The 25429-nt window shown below is 58.1% G+C and carries 14 protein-coding genes; 7 read left to right on the plus strand and 7 right to left on the minus strand.

The features are described 5' to 3' along the window. Positions 1-137: 137 nt before the first annotated feature. A complete protein-coding gene (gene pyk / locus AC1DVF_RS23605) occupies positions 138-1589 on the minus strand; it encodes a pyruvate kinase (RefSeq protein ID WP_093430517.1) in 1452 nt (483 codons plus the stop codon). A 234-nt stretch (positions 1590-1823) separates the two neighbouring features. On the opposite strand from pyk, the gene AC1DVF_RS23610 reads away from it, so the two are divergent. The 7 genes from AC1DVF_RS23610 to AC1DVF_RS23640 all read left to right on the plus strand — a co-directional run bounded on the left by AC1DVF_RS23610 (position 1824) and on the right by AC1DVF_RS23640 (position 18628). Beyond that, the gene (locus AC1DVF_RS23610) at positions 1824-2159 is read left to right on the plus strand and encodes a hypothetical protein (RefSeq protein WP_460129983.1); all 336 of its coding nucleotides are present in this window, start codon (positions 1824-1826) and stop codon (positions 2157-2159) included. Positions 2160-2243: 84 nt separating this feature from the next. Further along, positions 2244-2630: a tetratricopeptide repeat protein gene (locus AC1DVF_RS23615; RefSeq protein WP_093430516.1), complete on the plus strand. Its 387-nt coding sequence runs from the start codon at positions 2244-2246 to the stop codon at positions 2628-2630. A 228-nt stretch (positions 2631-2858) separates the two neighbouring features. Further along, complete coding sequence (locus AC1DVF_RS23620; protein ID WP_460129981.1) at positions 2859-3215, plus strand: PilZ domain-containing protein; 357 nt, start codon at positions 2859-2861, stop codon at positions 3213-3215. Between the two features lie 245 nt (positions 3216-3460). Further along, positions 3461-6598, plus strand: coding sequence for a hypothetical protein (locus AC1DVF_RS23625; RefSeq protein WP_477783223.1), 3138 nt, complete (start codon positions 3461-3463; stop codon positions 6596-6598). Between the two features lie 144 nt (positions 6599-6742). Then, the gene (locus AC1DVF_RS23630; protein ID WP_477783224.1) at positions 6743-10489 is read left to right on the plus strand and encodes a Tc toxin subunit A; all 3747 of its coding nucleotides are present in this window, start codon (positions 6743-6745) and stop codon (positions 10487-10489) included. Next, complete coding sequence (locus AC1DVF_RS23635) at positions 10486-14592, plus strand: Tc toxin subunit A-related protein (protein WP_477783225.1); 4107 nt, start codon at positions 10486-10488, stop codon at positions 14590-14592. Before AC1DVF_RS23630 ends, AC1DVF_RS23635 begins: the two co-directional genes overlap by 4 nt. Next, positions 14585-18628: an Ig-like domain-containing protein gene (locus AC1DVF_RS23640; RefSeq protein WP_477783226.1), complete on the plus strand. Its 4044-nt coding sequence runs from the start codon at positions 14585-14587 to the stop codon at positions 18626-18628. The genes AC1DVF_RS23635 and AC1DVF_RS23640 overlap by 8 nt, the downstream gene beginning before the upstream one ends. On the opposite strand, the gene AC1DVF_RS23645 is transcribed toward AC1DVF_RS23640, so the two are convergent. The 6 genes from AC1DVF_RS23645 to AC1DVF_RS23670 are packed head-to-tail and all read right to left on the minus strand — an operon-like array spanning position 18629 to position 25348. Beyond that, entirely contained in the window at positions 18629-19960 is a 1332-nt protein-coding gene (locus AC1DVF_RS23645) for a DUF58 domain-containing protein (protein ID WP_477783227.1), read from the minus strand. Continuing rightward, on the minus strand, positions 19957-20958 hold the full coding sequence (locus tag AC1DVF_RS23650) for an AAA family ATPase (protein ID WP_095048231.1): 1002 nt from the start codon (positions 20956-20958) through the stop codon (positions 19957-19959). Before AC1DVF_RS23650 ends, AC1DVF_RS23645 begins: the two co-directional genes overlap by 4 nt. Beyond that, positions 20955-22118 carry a DUF4350 domain-containing protein gene (locus AC1DVF_RS23655; RefSeq protein ID WP_477783228.1) on the minus strand — a complete coding sequence of 388 codons (1164 nt, stop codon included), beginning with the start codon at positions 22116-22118 and terminating at the stop codon, positions 20955-20957. The genes AC1DVF_RS23650 and AC1DVF_RS23655 overlap by 4 nt, the downstream gene beginning before the upstream one ends. Further along, entirely contained in the window at positions 22115-23662 is a 1548-nt protein-coding gene (locus AC1DVF_RS23660) for a DUF4129 domain-containing protein (RefSeq protein WP_477783229.1), read from the minus strand. The genes AC1DVF_RS23655 and AC1DVF_RS23660 overlap by 4 nt, the downstream gene beginning before the upstream one ends. Then, positions 23649-24626, minus strand: a complete 978-nt coding sequence (locus tag AC1DVF_RS23665; RefSeq protein WP_477783230.1) for a stage II sporulation protein M — start codon at positions 24624-24626, stop codon at positions 23649-23651. The genes AC1DVF_RS23660 and AC1DVF_RS23665 overlap by 14 nt, the downstream gene beginning before the upstream one ends. Continuing rightward, positions 24623-25348 carry an RDD family protein gene (locus AC1DVF_RS23670; RefSeq protein WP_093430508.1) on the minus strand — a complete coding sequence of 242 codons (726 nt, stop codon included), beginning with the start codon at positions 25346-25348 and terminating at the stop codon, positions 24623-24625. Before AC1DVF_RS23670 ends, AC1DVF_RS23665 begins: the two co-directional genes overlap by 4 nt. Positions 25349-25429: the final 81 nt, after the last annotated feature.

Consider the following 25429-nt stretch of genomic DNA (forward strand, 5'->3'; position numbering starts at 1 on the left):
GCTCCCACATTGGAATGCGTTCCCTGTGGGAGCGAGCTTGCTCGCGAAGAGGCCGGATCAATCGGCACATTTTCCAGAGCAGAAAACAAAAAGCCCCGGCACTCACATGCCGGGGCTCTTGTTTTTCAGCGCGTCACTCAGACCTGCGGGTCGCCCACGTGCAGGATCTTCATGCCGTTGGTGCCGCCGGTGGTGTGGTAGCTGTCGCCCTTGGTCAGGATGACCCAGTCGCCTTTTTCCACAACGCCGCGTTTGGTCAGCTCGTCGATGGCCTTCTGGCTGACTTCGTGCGGTTCCAGCGAAGCCGGATCGAACGGAATGGTGTACACGCCACGGAACATTGCCGCGCGGGCCTGGGCTTCGCGGTGCGGGGTGAAGGCGTAGATCGGCACCGAGGAGCGGATACGCGACATGATCAGCGGAGTGAAGCCACTTTCGGTCAGTGCGATGATCGCTTTGACGCCCGGGAAGTGGTTGGCGGTGTACATGGTCGCCAGCGCGATGCTTTCGTCGCAACGGCTGAATTCCTTGCCGATACGGTGGCTGGAGGTCTTGCCGGTCGGGTGCTTCTCGGCGCCGACGCAGATGCGCGCCATTGCCTGCACGGCTTCCAGCGGGTACAGACCAGCGGCGGATTCGGCGGACAGCATCACGGCGTCGGTGTAGTCGAGTACGGCGTTGGCTACGTCGGACACTTCGGCGCGGGTCGGCATCGGATTCTGGATCATCGACTCCATCATCTGGGTCGCGACGATCACTGCCTTGTTGTGGCGGCGTGCGTGCAGAATGATTTTCTTCTGAATGCCGACCAGTTCGGCGTCGCCGATTTCCACGCCCAAGTCACCACGGGCAACCATCACCGCGTCGGATGCCTTGATCAGGCCGTCGAGGGTTTCGTCGTCCGCTACGGCTTCAGCGCGTTCGATCTTCGCCACCAGCCAGGCAGTGCCGCCGGCCTCGTCGCGCAGTTGACGGGCGTATTCCATGTCGGCAGCGTCACGCGGGAAGGACACCGCGAGGTAGTCGACTTCCATTTCTGCAGCGAGCTTGATGTCGGCCTTGTCTTTTTCAGTCAGAGCCGGCGCGGTCAGACCGCCACCGCGACGGTTGATGCCTTTGTGGTCGGACAGCGGGCCGCCGATGGTCACGGTGCAATGCAATTCTGTTGCGGTGGCGGTATCCACGCGCATTACCACGCGGCCGTCGTCGAGCAGCAGCTCGTCGCCCACGCCGCAGTCCTTGACCAGATCCGGGTAGTCGATGCCGACCACTTGCTGGTTGCCTTCGGTCAACGGATGGCTGGTGGAGAAGGTGAACTTGTCACCGATCTTCAGCTCGATCTTCTTGTTGGCGAATTTGGCGATACGGATTTTCGGGCCTTGCAGGTCGCCGAGCAGGGCGACGAAACGGCCGTGCTTGGCGGCGAGGTCACGCACCAGCTTCGCGCGAGCCTTGTGCTCGTCGGGGGTGCCGTGGGAGAAGTTCAGACGGGCAACGTCCAGACCAGCCAGAATCAGCTGTTCAAGAACTTCCGGCGAGTTACTGGCCGGGCCAAGGGTAGCGACGATTTTGGTACGACGGACGGACATGCAAAGACTCCTGAGTTCAAGCGCTAGCGAAGGCTACTATGCTCTTGGGGTGTAGTCATTGTTCGTTTGCACTACTTATCGTTTTCTTTATTGAACGCAGCGTTTTTCAATTCGACGTTCCAGGCAATACACCGTTCATCGGAACTGGTATTTCTTACAGGTGTCACCCGGTTTTCCTGTCGGTATAAAAAATCGCATCTCGCCAATGGTTGGCGAGGTGAAGAGGCTGCCGACATGACCGTAAAAAAAGACGCATCTGAAGCACTCGAGCCACCAGTGATTACTTCACCGCAAAATGGGGATAGACCAGGTGCAAGGTTTGTCGTGAAGGGGACCGCTACTCCTGGCAGTACCGTGCGCGCTTACAGCACCAAGGATTCTTTGAGTCCGCTTTTCAGTCAAGATGTTGGCCCTGGTAACAACTGGTCGAGTTTGATAGACCTGCGGCAGTTCGGATTCTACGTTGTCGAGGTTGCACCCAACGGCGAAGTCTCGCCACGTTCACCCGTCGTCACAATCCATCTCGCGTCCGAGCTGTCCGCGCCGCACAACGATGCCGTTGAATCCTGACGACTCGATTCACTGCAGCGTGCAAGGCGGCATTGAAGATTTCCAGTCGCGGGTCGATAAAGAGCACAAGACAGGAGAACCCCCATGCGATTGTTGCCCATTGCCGCCCTTGCCCTCAGCGTCCTCGCCGTTTCGGGCTGCACCCGTTGGTCGATGAACCACCATTTGAACAACGCCTACAGCGCCTACGATCGTGGCAACTGCGAGCAGGTCATGCTCGAACTGTCCAAGGTCGAACGCGCCAGCCGTGCCCGCCCGTACGTGTGGCCGGAAGTGTCGATGATGCGCGGCCAGTGCCTGGAACGGCAGAAAATGTTTGTCGACGCGGCGCAGACCTATCAGTTCATCATCGCCTCGTACCCGAACAGCGAATACGCCTATCGCGCCCGTGCCCGTCTGGAAACCTTGCAGAGCCTGGGCCATTACCCGACGCGCAGTGCCGCTGCCGTGGTGCGCCCGACCCGTTTCTGATGACAGTTGTCATACAAAATCTGGCCGTGTGTACAAGCTGAGCTATAGTCGAATAACCCGGATTCGGCACCGCGTTCTGAATCCGGAGCAACACCTGCGACTGGCAGTTGTAAGGTGACGGCGACGTAGCGACCGTCACACCGGAAGCGGGGAGAGCGAGCCTGCGATGCAGGCACGTTCCGAAGCAAGGTGCGGCTCTGTGACGGAGCCTTGCATGGCGAACTGCGCATGTTTACCGAACGGATCGAACGGCATCAGTTGCCGTATTTCCTCAGAGTGTTCAACAGCGTCACCGAAAAGCCCATCGGTTTTCTCGGCAACCTCTCCGAAGACGGGCTGATGCTCATCAGCCAATTGCCCATGATGGTCGGCGTGGACTTTCAGTTACGCCTGAAAATCCCCGCCAGCGATGGCTGCCAACAGGTGATCGACTTCACCGCGTGCTGCGTGTGGTGCCATGAAGACGCCACGCCGCTGCACTACGACGCCGGCTTCGTCCTGCAACGCGCCCCGCCGGAATTTGGGCAGCTGGTGCAGGCGTTGCAGCGTTATTTCAGTTTTCAGCCGTTGCCGGCTTCGGCCTGATTCAAACTGTCAGACGTTTCGCGTGCACTCGCTTCACCTTCGATCTATGACGTGCAGGTATCCGTAGGAGCAGCTTTGTGTTCCGGGCCAAGGGTGCTAGCCGGCAGGCGGTGGTCTGCCGCTTTTGGAAGAATTACCGTTGGTCGGGACTGTCAGGTTTTACAGGTGCCCGCATTGTGAGAGCAGCCGTAGTCTGAGCAATCGTCATTTTTTGGAAAATGACTGCCGACTGTGGAGCGCGACAGATGACATCTGACGAAGAAAAGGATATCGGACACAAGCCAGAGTTTAAAAAGGATGAACTCCGGCCGTCAGTGTCAGACGCGGGTTCATTATCTAACGCTGGGAATATCGAATCGGGTGGCCATGAACTCCGTAAGCCGGATACGGTACAGGTCGTTAAACCGGATAACCTTGCTTGGGTCGAGAAGTCATTCAATTTGCGTTTTATATTGCCGATGGTTGATGGGGTTCATCAAGTCTGGATATATGTCCATGTTGTTAATGAATGGGCGTATGAATTGTCCGGTGAATGGTTTAACGCTGAGGGGTTTCATGATTGGGAGATTTCTTCAACTTTGTCTGGGATCGCTCAACTGAGTATTCGATGGAGGTATGGATCCGAGTTTTCAGACTACACCACTCGAAATTATTTCATTACTTCCGAACCTATAGCTGAAAATATTCAAGGAACCGTGTTGAGCGGGTCGGGTGGTGAGCTTGGCGAATGCGTTCCGGTACTCGTCGATGGAGACGATACTACTGTTATCGGTCAGAAATTTTCTGGCGGTGGGAACTGGAGAGTCAATGTTTCCCAGAATTTACCTATCGGCTATATAAACGTCTTTATTCGGCAATCCGTTAGTCACAATGCTCAAAATCATTCTAGAGACGGGAAGACCAAAAGGATCCTTAATCTCACTGTGCCAAAGCTGACTTCACCCTCTGTCAATGAGACCGTGGGGGCGGGGACGTTATTGTTTAAAGGTACTGGGCATCCTGGCTTGACTCTTCAGATTGTCAGGGCAGATAACCACTCTGTAATTTTGAGTGATCCGCTTGAAACGACGACGGTGTTGTGGGAGATGCCTAGGGTGATGTCGGATATCAACAGCGGTGAATTGAGCGTAAAAGTCAAATATCAGCACCTCGCTATTGGGGTTGGTTACACCGATCCCAGTACCTTTATGGTTGTTGGTTGGCCGCGCATCCCGAAACCTGTATTTGCGCAAGATCAGTCATTTGTTCTTGAGGGCGATAACGGTCTGCGCGATGCAACGATTGTAGTGTACCTGGACCTGACAACTTCCCTGGTGGGAGTGGGCAGGGTGTCGAACGTTAACGGTAGTTGGAGCGTGTCTGTCGCCGAGTTGCCGCCGGGGCCGGTCAGCCTGGTGGCTGAACAGGTTTTTCAAAACGTCCCTTCCGGTCGCGGCGAGCCGCGTGCTTTCCGGATCCGCCCTCCACAACTGGAAATACCTGAGGTCACCTTTCTCCCCGATTCAAGCTTGAAATTCTCCGGCAACGGCCATTTCGATCAAAACCTCAGGACCGAAATCCAGTTCTCTGCCAGCAACGGCTCGCTGCCTTTGCCTCCCAACGTCCGCGTCGATGGGCAAGGCGAGTGGGAAACTGCCCCCGTTGTCTGGCCTCTGGGCAGCTACGATGTGACGGTGATTCAAAAGATCGCCGACAACGCCAATGGCTGGATCGAATCGCTGCCGCTTGAATTCGAAGTCCACAACGACATGCCGGATATCACCGAGGCGAGCTACACCGAGGAGTATCTACCCGTCTTCAGCGGCAAAGGTTACACAGGCGCCACCGTCTCGCTCAGGTTTCCCGATACAACCGAGGCTGCACGAAGTGTAGTGGTCGTGAATGGCCAATGGTCGACTCCGGCATTGGTGGAGTGGGGGCCAACCAAAACGCGGGAAGTGCGCATTACACAGCATCTGGGAAATCATCCTTCGCAACGTCCTTTCATCCTGGACGTCACGATTCCACCGCTGGCGCCAGGCCTGGATGATCCTTCCGGGGAGGGGCTGGAGCCGATTTTCAGTGGCACTTGTTGGTCTGGAGCGGTGGTAAAGCTCCGGTTCAGCGACGACGGCTTGGAGTACGAAGCGGATGTGGAGGGTGAGCGCTGGGCATTTCAGCGAACCAAAGCATTTGAACCTGGAGTCCTCCACCGCGTCACCGTTACCCAGATCGTTGTCGATCTCCCTTCAGTGCCGGCATCGAAAACCTTCACTGTCCACAGAGTCATGTTGCAACCGCTCATCGTCGCGCCGGTATCCGGCACAGAAGTGGGGTACGACGTCACCATTGAAGGTGATAACGGCATGCAGGGCGCGATGATGCAATTGCATGACAGCCAGATGGGAAGAACGCTGGGTGCTCCGCTCGAATTGCTTGAGGAGGGTAAATGGTCGATCGAACTACGCGATCTGGAGCTGAGGCCTTACTTCCTCCATGCGCAACAGATACTTAACGGGCAAGAGTCGACCAACAGCGCTGTGCACGAACTCAAGGTGGTGGTGCCGCCGCCTCGATTCACGACGCCGATCCCTGGCGGGAAAGCGCCGCGCACCTCGAAGATTGCTGGCACTGGCCGACCTGGCGCGCGGGTGGAGGTCTGGCTGGAAGGCGCTACTGAGCCATTGCTGACGGATATTGAGGTGAACGCATCAGACAACTGGGAGGCCGAAGTGAGTTTGCCGGTGGGAATCACAACCATCTGGGCTTTTCAAACCTTCGTCCACAATGGCACTCCACAACGCTCTCAGCCCAATGAGCGTTTGCGTTACAAGGTCGTGCCGGCGACTCCGTTTATCGAAACCCCGACTGCCGATGACCATGTCGGCCGACGGGTCGTGGTGTCGGGTTTCGCGACGCCCGGCGACACCGTGACCGTGACGCTGGGTAGCGACCAGGCAAGCGCCGAGGTGCGGGAAAACCGGACGTGGTCGGTAACGCTGAAGCCTGGGCAAAACGAAGGCAATCATGAGCTGGAAGTTGTGGCGGCTTACGAAGGGTTTGAATCCGATAGCGCGAAACGCACGGTTCAGCTGGCAACTTATCTGCCCACCATTGAGATACCCGCGCCGGGACGCTGGGTCAGCAACCCGGTGCTGTTTGCCGGCACGGGCCGTCAAGGTGTCGGTGTTCTGGTCGACCCGTTCAACCCGGACAAGACATGGGCAGCGTCGATTCAGGTCGACCCTGACTGGCAAGGCCTGTCTGACCAAGCGCTACCGTTGGGTGGCAACTGGTGCCGTTTCAAGCTGCAACCAAGCGATAGCGATCCGCTGGGTTCCGACTGGATCGCCAGTGAGCGGTTTGAAATCGAATCAGCACCGACGGATAAATCACGCTTGTAAATTTCCGATGAACGGGCATTAAACCTGTCACTTCTGACAGTTGGCGGCTGCTGCGTTCAAGCGCTAAATCCTTATGGAAAGCTAGGTCCGCCTGACAAGACAGTCAGGCGGACCGGGCCCGTTATCGACTCAAGGAATGTGACCATGGCTGATTCACTCCGTCCCGCTGCGCAGTTGTTCATTCAGCTGTTTGGTCAGCAAACGTCCACTGCGCAAAACCGGCTTTCGAAACTCTGGAGTTACGTTGAGGAGGGGGGATCGTTTTTCCCACTGGTCGAAAAGGGTATTCCGTTGCTGGTCGGCGAGTACGGACTTGAGCAGGAAGAGGCGCGACGCTTTTTGCGCCGGGCCAACAGCCTGGCGAGCTATGTGCGGCGTCGGTTTATTGAACATCCTGTGAAGAGGGACAACGCCGGATCGACAGGACCGTCCAGTGGTTTGATGTCGCTCGTTGATGACGGGCCGCAACTGGAGCGAATATTCGATCTGCAATTGAGAGCCAAGTGCCCCTCGGATTCTCTGGAGTCCATGTTCGGGCCTTCGGCGTATCTGGTCTTCTTGTATCGCTTGATTCGCGACTTGATCGAATCCGTTGGTGACGACAGCAAGCTGCCGTTGCATGAGCGTCGCACGGATTTGATGACGTTGACGGTCGACAGTAAAGCGGTGAACGCGCCGGAGTCATCAGTCGACGTGATCGTACGCGTGCTACAGGCGTTCATCGCTGCGAACACGGTGGTTCCAATTGAACAGGCATTGATCACAGCACGCTATCCCAACGGTCTGCCGTATTACCAGCATTGGGTCACGGTTGATGGGGTTGCGGGTTTCAGCGGACGATCAGTGGGGGATTTTGCCAACATCGTTGACGGCAAATTCCCCAACTTCTTGCACTCCGCGCCCCTGACCAGGCTTGCCGCTGCTGCTCTGGCGCATGCCTCTCGGCTGGGCCCTTACCAGCAGCGGCTGCTTACTGAGGAATACACATATCCCGAAGATATGCATCAGTTCTATCTGGAGAACTTTGGCACAGAAGACACTGAGTATCTGAATCTCAATCAGATATTTTATCTGGCTCAACGTACGAATCTTGTTGCCGAGGAGATTACAAGTCTTTTTTCGGTCGGGGACTACGCGCCGCGACGTTCGGCCAATGTGAAATACTCCAGTGAGCCCGATGTCCCGGAAGGCGGCCGATCCGGCTCGGTTTACATCAATGATAATGCTCACCCCGCTATCGGTATCACCACGCAGTCAGGGAAAAATTTTCATCGGATAATCGTTAATCCCAATACCCCAAGAGGCTTGAATACATTTGATCGACTCAACCGCAAGTTGCGCCTGGACAAATGGCTGAATCTGTCCCCTGAGCAGACTGACGCTCTGTTGGTGGCAGCAATCAGGGCGCAAGCGCGTGGAGCCGAAAAGCCTGAGGTGTGGGCGATTTCGGTCAACGTGATCCATGCATTGGGTCTGTTTCAGCGACTGCGTGAACGCTACAACTGCACGGCAGCGGATTTCGCCGTGTTTCTCGATGAACTGTCACTGTACGGTCGCGGTGACGCACTGTCGCAGTTCGATCAGGTCTTCAACAATCAAGACAATTATCGCGAGCCGCTGAGACTCGACGGCACACCGTTTGCGCTGATACCGACATCGGATCAAGACAATCTGACGGTCAGCCAGCTATGCAGTGGTTTGGGTATTGATCTTCAGACTTACCACTACCTGGCATTGGCGATAGCCCAGGCTCATGATCTTACCGATAATCTGGTGCGCAGTGCGCCGGTCATTTCCAGTTTTTACCGTCTGGTAAAACTGCCCCGGCTGTTGAATATCACGCCGGTCGAAGGCGTGTTGATGCTCAGTGTGCTGGGGGGAGAAACCTGGCTCAAAGGGCTGGCTGGCAAGCCGCGTATTGTCGACGTGGCGGTTGATGACAGCCGCATTGACGTCACCTCTGGCGATCCGGGTGTGCTGAGCCTGATCGAAGCCATGCAGGCCTGCGTGCAATGGTGCGAGCAAAGCAACATGTCGGTGCTGTGGATGTTGCAGCACGTGAGTGCACCACTGCGTCTGAGCGATTTCTCCCAGCAGGACCAGCAGTTCTTCGACAAGATCGGCACCCTCCTGCCCAGCGCGCGGTTATCCAATAATTCTTTTCTCGTAGCCGGTATTCCGCCGACCGGAGAGAGCGACTGGCTGGATTTACTGTCGATTGACAGTGAGGGGCTGGCGCCGGTTGTCGATGCCAATGGCCTGATACTGGCCACTGCCATGACGCCGGAGGATTATTCGGCCTTTGCCCGCGAGAAGCTCGAATGGGCCGTCAGGAACGGCCTGGACATTGAGGAGGCCCAGGTCAGCGTCTTGGCCGAGATCATGCTCACCGTTCTTCTGCAGGCCAGAGACGCTCAAGTGTCGCTGGTCAGGGAGTCGCTGGCAGTCTACGCCGGCATCGAGGGCGAATTGGCCGTTCTGGTGCTGAACTGGGTCGATGCTTCGGTGTACCAACTGTTGCGCCAAGTGTATGACCGCACTGACCTCGAACCGCCAGCGACGCAGCGCAGGCGCGACGAACCTTCAGATCCTTTACTCGAATTGCTGGCTGTTGTGCGCCAGCGCGCCGAAGTCGTTTCAATGCTGGGTTTGAGTGCGGCCCTGCTCCAGGATTATCTGGATTATGGATATGAGGCGTGGGTCGACCAAAGCATCATCATCATCGATCCCTCTCAAAAATATGTGTTCTCGGTGCGCATACTTTACGCGATGACCACGCTGACCCGCGCGTTCAGCATGAGTGCACAGCCGGAACAGAAATTGCTGGACTATCTGCGTCAGGTCCATTCGCTTCCTGCCCGACCCAGCGAGGATGCATTGCGGGTGGTGCAGCAGGCAGCTGCCATCAAACTGGCTGAATTCTTTGCCTGGAGCGCGCAGGAAGTCAGCGAATGTGTTCGCCATATCGATCCTGAAACCCAAGTGTTGAAAACCCTGGAACAACTGGATCTGCTGATACGCGTTTACCAGTTGTCGATGCAGACCGGTATGGATGCCCGGACCATTTTGCGGATCGGTACCTTGCCGGAGACAACCGATGCCAGCGAGGCCTATGCCCAGGCAGCTGAACTGGCTTTGCTCAGTCAGACCCAGACGCGTGTGCCTGTCGAGCAAGCACCGGGCGAACTGAAGCAGTTGGTCAGGATGACTTGCGCAGTAGAACCGACGGAAGTCTTCGCTAGTAAAAAAGATGAGAAAGCGATCATTACGATGACGCTCACCGACGCCCGAGGTGCAGCGTTGAAAGGCATCGCTGTTGATTGGCACTCCGAGCTAGGGACCATCAGATCAGGCATCACCGATCCCGAAGGAGTCCTCACGGCTGAGTATTTTCCGGGCACAGTCTTGGGCACGGACAGCCTTTATTTTTCCCTGAGCCTGCTCGAGCCTGAGTGGGCAGTGAGCATCGACGTTATCGCCCACGCCGAGAGCATGAATTTCCCGACCGGGCTTATGTCTCCGGTGCCAACGGAGGTCGTGCCGCTTGGTCAGGAAATCACACTCTACGCCACGATGGTGGACCAGTACGGAAACCTTGGGGCCAACATGCTGGTGGACTGGGCCTGGGAGGTAGAAACAGATCCCGAAGAAAGGCCAACGATCCGTCCGGCACAGGGGTTCACCAATCAGCAAGGTCAAACCACGGTTTATATCACCAGCGATTTCAGYGGTGAATTCGAAGTCGGTATACGCAGCCTGGCAAGCGGCTTGGGGACACTCTTCGAACCCATCAGGTTTGGGGTGACGCAAGGCCGCAGCCACTCGCTTGAACAAGCGTCAACGCCTTCCGCCAGTGACTCGGGAACCTCTTCCACGGAGCAAGGATCATGACATCGAACAACATTGGCCTGTTGCAGGAAAAACGTCGTACCGCGTTGCTTGAGTATTGCATCGGGCAAGTAAAGGCGGAGCGTTACCCGCCTTTGCGGACCCCGGAGGACGTGTTCGAATTGCTGCGCATCGACCCGTTGGACAGTGCTCGTGTGCAGACGTCGGGGGTTGCCGAAGCGATCAGTTGTGCGCAGCAATATATCAGTGCGGTGTACAACAAAATGGAGCCCGGTTTCGAAAACCACGAGTTTCCCTCTGAGCAGCTGGAAAACTGGGCGCTGTACAACAACTACTCGGACTGGGCCGCAGTGCAGATGATCGCGCTCTACCCGGAAAACTACATCAATCCGTTCGTCCGTCAGCGTAAGACGGATCTGTTCAAGGCCCTTGAAAACAACCTCAACCAGGCCCGTTTGAACAGCGATTCGGTTCAAGCCGCGCTACAGGATTACTTGCAAGCCTTCGAACAGATCTGCGACCTGGATGTTGTCAGTGGCTACATGGACGGCACGACCCCGGAGCGCGCCGATTATTACTTTGTCGGGCGTCAGCGGGTGCCGCCGTTCCAGTACTTCTGGCGCAAGGCGCAAATCGAGATCACGCCCACGTGTGTGGCCGTCAACCCGGCGGCGTGGAGTGAATGGAAAGCGGTGGATATTCAACCTGCCGGGCGGGTGCTGGACATGCGTCCGGTGGTCTGGAATGGCCGACTGTGTCTGGTCTGGGCGGAGTGGCGGGACAAGGTCGGCGAGATCATCAAAGCCGTCCCCGCGGATCCCTCAAAGGACGACAGATCCCGATTCGTGCCCCATCAGCTGGATATCAATGTGGCCTTCATGAGGCAGAACGGCCAGTGGTCGGCGCCTTTGAATTTACACCATGGCGAGTTTGATGAGGATCTTTCTGCGGGTGCCTGGCTGATTGCAACCGTGTGGGTCGACTCTCAGAATCCCAAAGGCAAGCTCGGGGTATTGCTGGACAATGATAAAACCGGCACAGCTGCCTTGAACGAGACCGCGATCATCGATGTGCTGATGCGCCCCGTTGTTGAAGACGGTGGTACCTGGCTGGAGATGGCCAAGAATGATCGATTTGTTTCTGCCTTGACGGTTCAGCACCCCTTGGGTCTTGAGGTTACTGTGGTCCCAAGTGAGTCACCGTCAGGCTCCATGGCAGCTTTTCTGGGGCTGAACGTCTTCGCCATGCGAGTGGGTGACAAAGACGAGCTGACGGTTGAGGGCTTTTGCAGGCCCACAGGTTTGTCAGAGAAGAATACAAACTTCACCTTGCAGTTGGAGAATTCCGCCGGTGGTGACCCGGTGCCGGTGATGCGTTCGGTGCCTACAGCCGGCGGTTGGACAATGAATTTTTTGGGTACCTTCACTCGACCAAAGGGGACCTGGAACAACGTCAAGTTCACTCTAAGGAATGATACTGAAGGCTTTGGCGGTAAACAGTTTGCTCTGACGATTGTCGATCTCCCGTATTTCCGCGCGCCAACGCTGCTTAAAAACACCACGGATGCCGCCCAGTTCCTCGACTTTCAACTCGGTGATGACTGGGCGTTGCGCTACGTTCGGCTCAATTCGCTGTTCGGTCCCGAGTTGGTCACACGCTCCACTGTCTCTCCTGCGACGCTGATTAATTGGGACTCCCAGCATCTGTCAGAGCCGCCGCCTACCGATGTTGATTTCACGGAACGCAATGGCGCTTTCGACGGTGCCAACGGTCTGTTTTTCTGGGAGCTGTTTTTCCATCTGCCGCATTTGATCGCGACACGCTTGCGTGATGAAGAGCGGTTTGCCGAAGCACAGACGTGGTTGCATTTCATTTTCGATCCCCGGGCCCCTGCCGATAGCAACTCGGTACCCGAGAAACCACGTTTCTGGCGCTGCCGCCCCTTGATCAACGATCTGGGGCATGCCGGTTGTGAAGCCGCAGCGCCCGCCGACCCGGATGCGATTGGATATTCGGCGCCTGTGCATTTGAGGCTGCTGATGTTCATCGAATATGTGAAGAACCTCATGGCCTGGGGGGACTGGCATTACCGCCAACTGACCCGCGAAAGCCTGGTGGCGGCAAAGCTGTGCTATGTACAAGCGGGATCATTGATGGGCAAACCGCCTCTGACTCAAACGGTGAACTTGTGGCAGACCGCGACGCTGGAGAACCTTCTGGCCCAAAGTTGCACGCGTACGGCACTGGAAGCTTTCGAGCAGACATTGAATTACAGCCTGGCAGATGTTCCGGGCGGCTCCGATACGGCTCCCATGCTGGGCATGTTGGGGTGTCCGCCGTTCAGGGCACCCATCAATGATGAGTTGCTCGCGCGGTTCAACGAGCCGCAGTACCGCATGAACAACTTGCGCAACAATTTGACCATTGATGGCAAGCCCATGCTCCTGCCGTTGTTCAACCCACCGACTGACCCGAACCAATTGCTGCGCGCTCTGGCCGCAGGTGGTGTCGGTGGCGCCAGACCGATGGGCGGACGGCTGGTGGTGATTGCGTTTCGCTGGCGCACGATCTTCGAGGTTGCCTTGCGTGCGGTGCAGGCCTTGCAGGATTACGGCAGCCAGGTACTCAATCTGCTTGAGCGGCGTGATCGTGCCGAGCAGGAAGAGCTGCAGCAAAACCATCTGGTGGAGTTGGGTAACTACGCCAAAACCATGCAGGAGCAATCCATCGCTCAGTTGGAGGCGAGCATGACGGCGCTTGAGCAGAGCCGGACAGTGGCTCGGGAACGGGCTGCTGCTTACGCAGCTCGCTATGACGAAAACGTGTCGGCTGTCGAATATCAGGTCATGGCAAACCTGGACCAGTCCAAAGAGCTGGCGCTGACTGCCAAAATCCTCAAACCGGTAGGCGCGGCCTTGGCGGCCGCGCCCAATATCTTCGGTATGGCGAACGGCGGGTTTCGTATCGACAAAGTTACCGATGCCATCTGCTTTGGCCTGGAGATAGCTTCGTCGATGCTGCAAATCGATGCCGACAAGCAAGCTACCACCGAAGGCTATCGCCGTCGCCGCAATGAATGGGGGCTGCAACGCGATCAGGCGCTGGCAGAAATTGCGGCCATCGATGCGCAAATCGTCGCGCAGAACCATGCGATTGATGCGGCCAGAACCAACCTCGCGCAAACGCTACGAGCTAACGCTCAGGCGTTGACGATGTACAACTATCTGAAAAAACGCGCGACCAATGCCGAATTGTTCGGCTGGATGCTGGGCCAGCTCAAGGCCTTGCACTATCAGGCTTACGACGCAGTAGTCAGTCTGTGCCTTAGCGCACAAGCGGCGATGAGCGCCGAAACCGGCGATTACGACTCACATATTCCCTTGCCGCAGGTCTGGCAGGATCAACGCCACGGTTTGACTGCTGGCGAGCATCTGCGCGCGTACCTGCTGCGTATGGAACGTGAGTACTTGCAACGCACCGAGCGGCGTCTGGAACTGGTGAAAACCATCTCGTTGCGTCGCCTGTTCAATGACGCAACTGACCCTCAGGGCGTTGGTAGTTGGGAGGCTGCATTGGCGCAATTGCAGACGAACGGCTCGCTGGAATTCAAACTCACCCAACTGCTGTTCGATCGGGACTATCCGGGACATTTCTGCCGGCAGATCAGTTCGGTGGAAGTCGACTTGCCAGTGCTGACGGGGCCTTTCGAGGACGTGCGCGCGACCTTGCTGCAGGTAGGCAGCATGACCGCCAGCCGGGCTTCGGTGCAGTCAGTGCAGTACTTGCACAATCCTGGTCCTGGGGTAGTGGCCCCTTCTGATGTGCTGTTCAACTTGCGTCCGGGCCAGCAGATCGCCCTGTCGGTGGGTATTGCCGACAACGGCATGGCGGCGGCGAAGCCAGACGAAGGTTTGCTCTATCCATTTGAAAATACCGGTGTGGTGTCCGCCTGGGAGCTGAAATGGCCATGGCATAAAGAACCGCCGCAGGAGGCCACGCTGCGCTCGATGAACGATTTCATTTTGCGCATTCGCTACACGTGCAAGAGCGGAGATCAGTCGTTYACCGATTCGGTGAAGGAGTTGGTCAATGCAGCACAAGAGGGCCTGGCCGGCAAGGGCAAGGGAGTGCGCAGTCATGAATAATCCTATCGTTCAGGTGAATGAAAACCTGGTGTGCAACGGTGATTTCGAAGAAAGGTTCGATTGTTGGGCAAAAACGGGGGCGGTTGCCATAGGCCTGGCGTATTACGACAACACGCCTGTCAAGCACATCAAAGCGCCGAAGGGCGCGGGTGTCACGCAGGACGTCACACTTCCCAGAGATCCTGATAGCAATGGTGCTTATTGGCTGAGTTTTCTTTGGGAAAGCAGTTTCAGCCAATCAGGCTGGGTGAGGATTTCTCAGGGAGAAATCGAGCATTACCGCATCGAACTCAAACCCGTGGGTAAACCTGATCAGGCACAACAGCGCGAGGGTTTCGGATCAGGGCCAGAGAGGCGTTTCAGTCCGACCCTGCATGAAGTGGAACTGACATCGGACATCTCAAGCTCAAAGCCGCTGCGCATCGAAATATACAGCTCGACAGAGTCTTCGAGTCCAAATGGCGAACTCTGGGTTACACGCGTCAAAGTCGAGTTGAAACTCGCGCCACTTGAGTTGCAGGAAATTGAGCTGGACGGCATGTCGTTCCTGCCCTTGCGCAAAATATACCTGTGTCAGGGCGCCAGCAGGGGTGGAGCTTTTGGCAGCGACGCATTGATCACACCCCACGTACTCGGTTTTGTACCTGTGCCGGATAACCCTTGGGACGGCACCCCGGTTGCATTGAGCATCGACAATAACCCGCAGGGCGCGATTGTCGCGACGCCTGCTTGGGACACCCCGCAATCGCTGGACGTGCCATGGACGCTCGATTGCCCGTTAATCGATGATCAGGACTACGAATTCACCCTGAGCTTGCGCAACCGTTACACCGCGCAGGCCTACGAGATCCCCGTATCGCTGGGGCATCATCGACTGATTTTTCGTGAGGTGGTCGAGGCCGCTTACTACCCGTTGATTGAGCAAAGTGTCCGTTTGGGTGTGCAGGTAGCGTCGTATTACACCGGCCAGCCATTTGCCGGGCTTACGGTGAACTGGGCGACCGCCGAGCACGGGGTGTTGGCGGCCACCGTTACTGATGAACAAGGTTGGGCTTACTTCGATTATGAGGCGAAGGCAGCAGGGGACTTCGTTATTGAAGCCTCTGTGGTCAGCCTTTACTACGAGCAGGGTGTGTGGACTCAGACGTTTGACGTACTGGTACTGGGCGAGGATCCGTGGGCACGGTTGACTGTCCGTGAAAACAACGAAATCAGGGACTGGATTGATAACAGTTATCCGAACCGGGGTTCTACCCATTTCATTGATGTAATGCTGGCGGCCAACAGTCGTCTGCGAGGCAGCGACTTCTATCTGCATTGGCACGGTGACAAGCCTGGGCAACTGGGTGTCGTGGTCAGTCCGCCACTGGAAACATCGGTTCTCATGCCGATCGATGGAGGGGGCACTGCATCCTGGACGCTGAACTGCGAAGACCGGCGCGACGGGATATTCGAGTTGTCACTGGTCTGCTCGAAGCTGTTGTTGCCGTCGCCCAGAAAACGTATGTCGCTGGCGCGCAACAGGATCAGGATCAAAGAGGTGCGTCAGGCCGAGAATAGTCCGGTGGTGGAGGATCACGAAAGTGCGTACCTGCGCTTGCAAGTGGTGCATGTTACTGATCAGGGCGACGGCGAACCGGTGATCGGTGCGCTGGTCGAGTGGCAAATGGCCGAAAGCGTCGTGCAGAGCCAAACGGGAAGCGGTGGTTGGGGGAGCCTGAAGTTTTACACCAGAGAACACGGGATTCATGCGATCACCGCGGCGGTGCGAGCGCATGAATCGGCCGAGTCGCATGAGTGCGAATTTAGCGTGACCGCGATTGCCAGGAGTTCATGGAAGGACAAGGTCAACATCACATTTGATCGTGGTCTGGTCAACCAGGATCTAGGGGTTGTCTGCAAACGAGGCCTGACCCATTCCCTGGTGGTTACTGCTCTCGCCGACAGTCCTCTTATCGGCCAGGAAATCACGTTGGCATGGGGCATTGACGACCCAGGCATCGGGCTGGTGGTGAGTGAACTTGGCGAGCCCAGGGTATTGCGGGCAGATGAACCGCTGATCTGGACTCTGAGTTCTGAATTCGCCAAGAGCCGCAGCAGCATGTTCGGACTGCGGTTGTTGACCGATTCACTGGAAGATCGAGAGTTGCTCGGCCGCTTGGTTTCACCGGATATTTACGATGAGTTCACTCTGGAACTGGATCATATGAGCACCGACCGAGGTCAGTTGCTGTATCCCTGCCTGGGTGCCGTACACCGGTATATTTTCAGAACCAACGCACTGAGTGCCCTGGTGGGGCTTGCCATGGATTTGCAATGGTCCGGAACTCCAGCGTCAGAGATGGACATCGTTCTCGACCCGCCTCCACATAGCCACAATGTTATTGATGAAAGTGGCATGACCTGGACACTGGATTGTTCCGATAGTCAGGGGGGCGGGGCGTTCGGTCTGAAATTCTTGACGGGGGGGGCTGGCTCGACGGATGTCACCAGAATGCACTTGGGCCACAACAAACTCAGCATTGAAACCGTACGTGAGTCTGCCGTTTTCCCGATCGTGGGTCAGGACCCAGCATGGATGTGGGCGAAAGTACGTTCGGATTTCTCGGAAGCTGCCATGGTTCAAGTGCCAACGCAGTGGAAGGTGGATGGTCATTCTGAAGAACATGTGACTGCTGACGATGGCTGGGCAGGCTTTGCGTATGGGGCAACCACAGGCGGATCGGCAATGGTTGAAGTGTCTGTCACCAGTCCGTATGACAATGCTACAGATACACGTTCGATGGAGGTCTGTTCGCTGGCCGACGATCCGTGGGCTCGATTGCAGTTCAGTATGGACAACGGACCTGCACAGCCTTTCGGCCAGGACACTGGTTTTGCGCGTCGCAAACTGACCCATAGAATCGATGTAACTGCCCCACAAGACACCTTCTTGTCCGGTCGAAAGTTGACGTTGGGCATGGTCGGCACCGGACCTGAGGCACTCGGCATTCGTTTTACTCAGCCCGTACTCGGTTTGCCAAGAGTTTTCAGCCGCGAGGCGGGATTCACCGATTCCTTCATGGTCGATGACAAGCGTAACGGCAGTTTCGGCTTGTTTCTGGCCTGCGAAAGCCTGGCTCGATGGTCACCTGTCAATGCAATGTCGGTGGGCGAAGGCACCCAAGTGGTGAAAATCGCCGAGCGTTCGCGGGTTAGCAAGACGCTGTACTGGGGCGAGGCTGTGTCCGAGCAGATCACCATTGTTTCGGCCATCAGTGGCAGGCCGATGGCGGGGATGAACGTTGTCTGGCGCAGTGCGGATCTTGGCGAGGTGACGACGACCACCAACTTCTACGGCGTGGCGCGGATCCGCTTTGTGCCCAAGACGCCCGGAGCGGCGCAACTGACCGCGACGGTGGGGGACACGCAGTATTCGGAATCGATTTCGTTGCCGTATTTCCTGCATGAACCTCGACAGATCAAGGAACTGTTCAGCGATGATCTGACCGGTTATCCGGGGCAAGAAATTTCAGCTCAGGTTTTGGTGGTTTCAGCCAATACCGGCGAGCCTTTGGCTAATGTCGAAGTGATGTGGGAATACAACAACACATCTTTACCGGCAACACTGACGGGTACCGATGGGATGGCAACGGTGCGCTTTGTCTTGGGCACTGCAGGTGAGGCAGCGTTGTGGGCGTCGGTAAAGGGCGGCTTGGCTGGCTGGGATGTGGAAACGCTGCGGTTGACTGTCACTGAACGTCCTGCAGTTGTGAAGTCCGTCGTCGCTGCGCCGAATCCGGCTTTCGTGAACGACTGGGTAACCATGACTGCGTTGATCGTAGACAAGGCTTCTGGAGAACCGATGCCGAAAAGGAAAATTCTTGTCTCCATTAACGGCAGGCCATTCATTGATTACAGTACAAATGGCAACGGTAAATACGAAACCTCTTGGAGGGTGATGGATCTGTCGGAAACCGTTTCCCTTGACGTCAAAGTCGAGAATCCTGACGGTACCTCGAGCAGCGGATCTGTGCACGTGCGGATCGAGAGATGATCAAAGCGCCGCACTTCTTTTCCAACTGAGATACCGCGTCACCAGTTCGGCCCCCAGTTCTGCGGGCCGGACATCCACCACCGGAACGCCATGAGCGCTCAACCGCTCATGGAGTTCTGCCCGCTCATTCAGGTAACTCACCGTGCCGCAGTAAGCCAGCGCTTCGGGCAGCGTTTGCACCGTGGTCTGACGTAACGTGTCCAGCGCTTCTTCGCGCAGACTGGCCACCAGCACCCGATGTTGTGCGCTCAGGCGTTTGACCGCGCTTAGCAGTTCCTCATCGTCCTCATCGCGCAGGTTGGTTACCAGCACCACCAAGGCCCGGCGCTTCTGTCGGGTCAGCAGTTGATTGGCGGCGGCCTGATAATCGGCAGGGCGCTGCGTGCTGTCGAGGTCATAAACCGTGTTGAGCAGCACGTTCAATTGGCCGCTGCCTTTGACCGGCGCGAGATGGTGTGGGTGTTCGCTAGCGAAGGTACTCAAACCCACCGCATCGCCCTGACGCAAGGCTACATAACTGAGCAACAGGCAGGCATTGAGCGCGTGGTCGAAGTGCGACAGTTCATCGTCCTGGCTGCGCATGCGTCGGCCACAGTCGAGCAGGAATATGATCTGCTGATCGCGCTCGTCCTGATATTCACGGGCAATCGGTGAGCGCTGGCGCGCGGTGGCTTTCCAGTCGATCTGGCGCAGGCTGTCGCCTTCTCGAAACTCGCGCAATTGATGGAATTCCAGGCCCTGACCGCGCCGTTGCCGTTGGCGCACGCCGAGCTGGCTGAGCCAATTGTCCACCGCCAGCAACTCACCGCCGTAGAGCCGGGCGAAGTCGGGGTAGACGCGGGTCTGGTCGCTGACCCTGAGCAAGCGTTTGCCTGACCATAATCCCAAGGGGCTGGGCAGGTTGACTTCGCAGTGGGCGAAGCTGAAATGCCCGCGTTTCAGTGGGCGCAGGCGGTAGCCGAGCAGGCTGCGCTGGCCGGGTTGCAATTCAATCGACAGCGGCAGGTTTTCGAAGCTCAGGCCTTCTGGCGGGTGGTCGAAGAGTTGAATGTGCATCGGCTCGCTGAAGTCGTGTTCGACTTCCAGACGCACCTCACTCCATCGGCCGAGCGCCAGACTGCCGGGCATCTGCCGGGTGATGCGCGGTGTTGGCAAACGGTGCAGACGCAACGCATCCAGCGCCGCCAGAGCCAGCAGCGCGAGCAGCAATCCCCAGTTGATCGATATCAGGCTCGCCGGAGTGTCGATCTGCAGTGTGCGCAACGTGCCCGGCACAATGCCGATGAGCAGCAGCAAGGCCAGCCAGATCAACAGCAGGCGCGAGGGTTTCACAGGCGCGGCGCCGGAACTTGGTCGAGTAATTGTGCGAGCACTTGATCGACCTGCAGGCCTTCGATGTCCAGCTCCGGCGCGATGCGTACGCGGTGGCGCAGCACGGCCAGCGCGCAGCCCTTGATGTCGTCGGGAATCACGAACTCGCCGCCACGCAACAAGGCGCGGGCACGGGCGCAACGCACCAGAGCAATCGAGGCGCGCGGCCCGGCGCCGAGGGTCAGCCCCGGCCAGGTGCGCGTGGCGCGCGCCAGGCGCACGGCGTAATCGAGAACCTGATCGTCCAGTGGCAAATCACTGGCAATCCGTTGCAGGGCTTGCACATCCTTGGCCTGCAACACGGTGCGCAGCGGTTGCACATCGAGCATGTCGGCGCGGGTCGAGCGGCAGACCTGGCGCACCATGTTCAGCTCCTGATCGGCGTCGGGGTAGTCCATGCGCACCTTGAGCATGAACCGGTCGAGCTCGGCTTCCGGCAGGGGATAAGTGCCTTCCTGTTCGATCGGGTTCTGCGTGGCGAGGACCATGAACGGTTGCGCGATCGGCAGGGCGCGACCCTCGAGCGTGACCTGGCGCTCCTGCATCGCTTCGAGCAAGGCGGCCTGGGTTTTCGCCGGGGCGCGGTTGATCTCGTCGGCCAGCAGCAGATTGGTGAACAGCGGGCCTTTGCGCAGCTTGAACTGCTCGGTTTGCAGGTCGTACACGGCATGGCCGGTGACGTCGCTGGGCATCAGGTCCGGGGTGAATTGAATCCGCGCAAACTCGCCGCCGAAACAACGGGCCAATGCGCGCACCAGCAGGGTTTTGCCCAGTCCCGGCACGCCTTCGAGCAGCACGTGACCGCCGGCGATAAGCGCCGTCAGCACGTCATCGATCACCTGGTTCTGGCCGATCAACGCTTTTTGCAATTCGCCACGTACTGCTTGCGCCAACTGGCTGGCACGCTGGCGTTGCTGGGCGGCGTGGCTGGCGCTGCCGGGCTCGATCTGTTCAGTCATAGCGTGTTCCTCAAAGTTTGCAGGTGGGCGACCTGGCGGCAGAAATCGGCGTTGGACAGGCGCCGATCCGGCAACGGGCTCAGGGCCTGGCTGATGGCGCGGGTGGGTTGTCGGGTCAGGCGTGACAATGCCAGCCACTGTTCGGCAACGTTCAATTGGTCAAAGCCGGGGTGACGGCGACGGGCACGGCGCAGAACGTCCTGTTGCAGTGCTTGCAGCAACGCCTGCTGGCCGTTGTGGCGCAACAGGAAATCGGCGCTGGCGCGCAGGTGTTCCTGCAATTGCCGGCGTCCACTCGGGGCGGGTAATTGCAGTGGGCCGTGACGTACGCCGACGTGCCAGAGCCACAGGCCGATCAACGCGAGCAAAGCGACGATGGCTTGCGGGAAGTAGCGCCAGAGCAAGGTCAGCAGGCCATCGTGCTCGGTGTTGTAGATCAACGTGACGTCGGTGTCGGCGCTCAAATACCAGAGCAGCCAGGCGTTGTCGTATTGGCTGATGGTCTTGTTCTTCCACAACTCGGCGTCGGTGACCACGGTGATCGTGCCCAGGCTGTAGGGCAACTGCATCATGTGCGTGGCCTTGGCGCTGTTGGCCCAGGCTTGCGCCAGATTCTGCGGGTCGTCGAGGTGGAAGTCGGTGTCGAAGCCAGCGTAGGCCGGTGCGTCTTCGTCTTCCAGATAAAGTCTGGTCAGTTGCGGGAAGCGCTCTGGTTCAGTGTCTGCGGGTAAGTCTTTCAGATCCTTGCTCAGGGATTGATGCAGTTGCACGCGATCGAGCAACAGATCGTTGCTTTGTTTGCTCTGCTCATCCCACAGCGACTCGGCGACGAACACCAGTCGCCCACCGGCCCGGGTCCAGTTCAACACTTGGTCAACCTGACGCGGGGTCATGCGTGAGCGGTCGTTGAACAACAGCAACGTGTGGCTGCGTGGGTCAATTTCCGGGAGTACCGCGAGGCTTTCGGCATGGCTGACGTTGAGCCCGCGTTCACGTAAAAACAGCTCGGCGGCCAGATACGGATTGGCTTGCGCGGCGGGCGAGGGGCCGTGATCGACTTCTTCCTGATAAGGCGTGGCGTTGAGGTAGAGGAACACGCTCAGCGTGCCGATTAACAGGGCTATCAACGCAGCCACCCACCACAGTGTCCGGCGACTCAACGGGCGGCTCCGGGACCAAACAAGGCGCGCCAGCCATCGCACAGCTCCTGCTTCAGGGAAGCTGCCGGGACGCGATGCCCATAGGCCATGTTCTGCCAATGGGTGGTCAGGCTGCGGCTGAAGGCGAGTAGTTCCGGGCGTTGCAATTGTTCAACGTGCGCGAGTACCTGAAGTTCGGTATCGGCGGGTTTCAGGGTCATGTCGAAGTCGTCGAGCAGATGGCTGAGCAGCCCTCGATACAGCAGGCCCAGCGCTGCACGGGGTTGGCTTTGCCAGAGGTGTTCGGCGCTGCCTGCAATGTCGTCAGGCAAGGTGTCGCGGTTCAAGTCCAGACCGAAGGCTTGTTGCGGCAGCGCGCGTTTCGGTTTGGCAGGCAGTCTCGGACGGCGGCTGACGAACGCTTGGAGATAGTCGCGATAACGCCAGATCAGCCAGCCGAACGCAGCAATCACCGTGCCCCACAACAGCACTTCAATAATCTTCGCCAGTCCATTCAAGTGTTGCCCGTCGAGCCAGTCCAGCAGGGTTTTCAGCCACTGTGGCGCTTCACCCGGCTTCTGCGCTTCGGCAGGTTTCGCCGGGTCGTCGCCAAAGCGATAGCGGGTGACGACTTCCTTGTTCTTGAACGGCGGCTGTTCAAGCAATGCCTTGATGCTGTCCCGTGAGGCCTGGCTGGTGAGTGGTTGATTCAACAAGCGCGGTGCCAGCGGACTGTCATCAGGCTCGGCCGCCCACGCCGAAGGCACATTCGGCAGCACCAGAAAGACCGCCAGCAGCACTCCCAATACACCGTTGTTCAGGCGCTGTCGCAAGCGGCGAAACACCAGTTCGATATCCCATGCTTCCAGTTGTGTGCGCCGGTTCAGATAAAGGCTGAACCCGCAGGCGACATAGATCGGCTCCCACACCACCAGCACCAGCGCGTAGAAAGCATTGGTCAGGTGTTCGAGCCAGTGCCAGTCTTGATCCGCCGCGAGAATCAGTGACTGCCAGCTCCAATCCGTTTCGATTTGCTCCGGAAGCAACATATAGAACAGCACCATCAAGCCGATCCACAGCGCGGATTCCAGGTGCACGCCAATGATGGTCAGCCACTGCGCGGCGCCAGCGTTGCGTTGCAGGAGCACGTGCAAGCGTTGTTGCCTGGCGCTGCCATCGAGGCCTTCGAGTTGCACCACCGGCAGCAGAAAACTGCGGCTGAAACTCAGGCGGCGCCAAGTCAGGCTGGCCAGCAGTTGCGGTTTGAGCAGGCGCGGCCATTCGCGCAGAGCTTGCTTGAGTGTCGGCGTTTCGCCAAACAGCGCTTTCGACAGGATGTACAGCGGCAGACGTTCGTACGCCGGTTTCAGCCACCAGAAGATAAACACCGCCAGCGACGGCGAGTCCCATAGCAACAGGCTGAGCAAAGCGAACAGCGGCAGGGTGACGATCGCCCAACTGGTCATCAGCAGACGCCGATGTTGCTGGCTCATCAGCACGCCGAGGTCCATGGCTTCCCAGGTCGTGCGCGGACGGATCACCACGGTGGCGTCACTCAGGCGCATGGCGGGTCCTTCCAGCGAACAACAGATAGACCGCGACCAACGTCCAAAGCGCGGCGCCGACCAGATATTTGGTCAAAGGTGTGACACTGGTTTTCGACGACCAATAAGCTTCGATAAACGCGGCAATCAACAGGAACAACATCACCCCGCAGACCAGCAACACGCTTTTGCGTGCGGCGCGTTTCAGCGCTTCGCTGCGGGTCAGACGCCCGGGTGCGATCAACGCCCAGCCGAGTTCCAGGCCGGCGGCCCCGGCGAGGGCGATGGCGCTGAGTTCAAAGGCGCCGTGGGCGATGACGAATGACCAGAAAGTCTGGCCGAAACCGATCTCGCTGAGATGCCCGGCGACCGCGCCGATGACCATGCCGTTGTAGAACAGAAAGAACGCACTGCCGACGCCTAGCAACAAGCCACTGGCGAAAGTCTGAAAGGCAATGCCGATGTTGTGCATCACGTAGTAACCGAACATTACCCAGTCTTCGCTGGCCGCACGTTCGGCGGGGCGTCCGAGGTGGCCGGCGACCGGGTCGTACATGCCTTGCATCTCGCGCACCTGATCGGCGGGGATCAGGTTGTAGACCAGTTCGGGAAATACATACACCAACACGCCGACGCCGATCAGACTGCCGAAGAACAGCAGGCTGGCGACCAGCACAAAGGGCCATTCGGCACGGACCAGGCGGGGGAAGTCGGCGAGGATGAAACTCAGCAGATTGGCGCCGAGTCGACTGCGGTGACGGTAAAGCTGTTGATGTCCGCGCAGCACTTGTTGTTGCAGCGAATCAATGAGGAAACTGCTGTAGCCGCGATCCTGCGCCAACGCCAGATGCTGGCAAAGCCGGCGGTAGGCTTTGGGGAAACCGGCGACTTGCGAGGTCTCCTTGCCGTGCTCAAGGCGTTCAAGGGCCAGCGCAAAACGCTCCCATTCGGCCTTGTGCCGCGTTTCGAAAAGACTTTGCTTCATGTCGGGCCCAACAAGCCGCGAGCGATGCCATTGAGTTCAGCCACAGCCTTGGGCGCAGAAATGTGCAATGGCTGGGCGAGCAGGGCTGCCAGTTCATTGACCCGCGCTGACGATAATTCACCTTGGCGCTCGGCAAAACCCAGCACGGCGCGTTGTTCGGCGAGTGTCAGGGGCACTGGTGAGCGTCGAGGTTCGGCATCAGGCAGTTGCGGACGACTGAGCGGGCGTTCGCTGTAGACCACCAATGTGCCGGCGGCGATGTCGCCAAGGCGTTTGAAGGTCGGGTGTTGCAGGCAACTGAGGGTGCCGAGGAAGTAGCCGAAGGGCAGCAGATCGACAAAACGCAGCAGATTGCGCAGCAACGAGGCCGACCAGCCAACCGGGGTGCCGTCATCGTGCACCACGCGCAACCCCATCCATTGTTTACCCGGCGAGCGGCCCTGACGCAGCACTTCGAACAGCACCATGTACCACCAACTGATCGCAAACAGCAGTAGCGAGCCGAGGCCGATGCCGAGCTTGCCGAGAAACGCCAGGGCGATGAACAGCACCCCCATGATCACGCCGCGCAGGGCCAGATCGATCGCAAAGGCTACGGCACGCACCATTAACCCGGCGGGACGCAACGGCAGGTCGATGCCTTCCGGCGTTTCGACCTGATGCCGCGTATCCAGCGGCGGGGCCAGCGGTGCTTTCCTTGGCGGTGCTGTGGTCTCGAGCATGGGCTACCTGGTGTTCGCCTGTTCGGGGTGCAAGTGAGGTCGATGCTAGCAGCCTCTCGGGGGAAAACGACATAACTATGT

The sequence above is a fragment of the Pseudomonas sp. P4_D7 genome, from assembly GCF_056401755.1.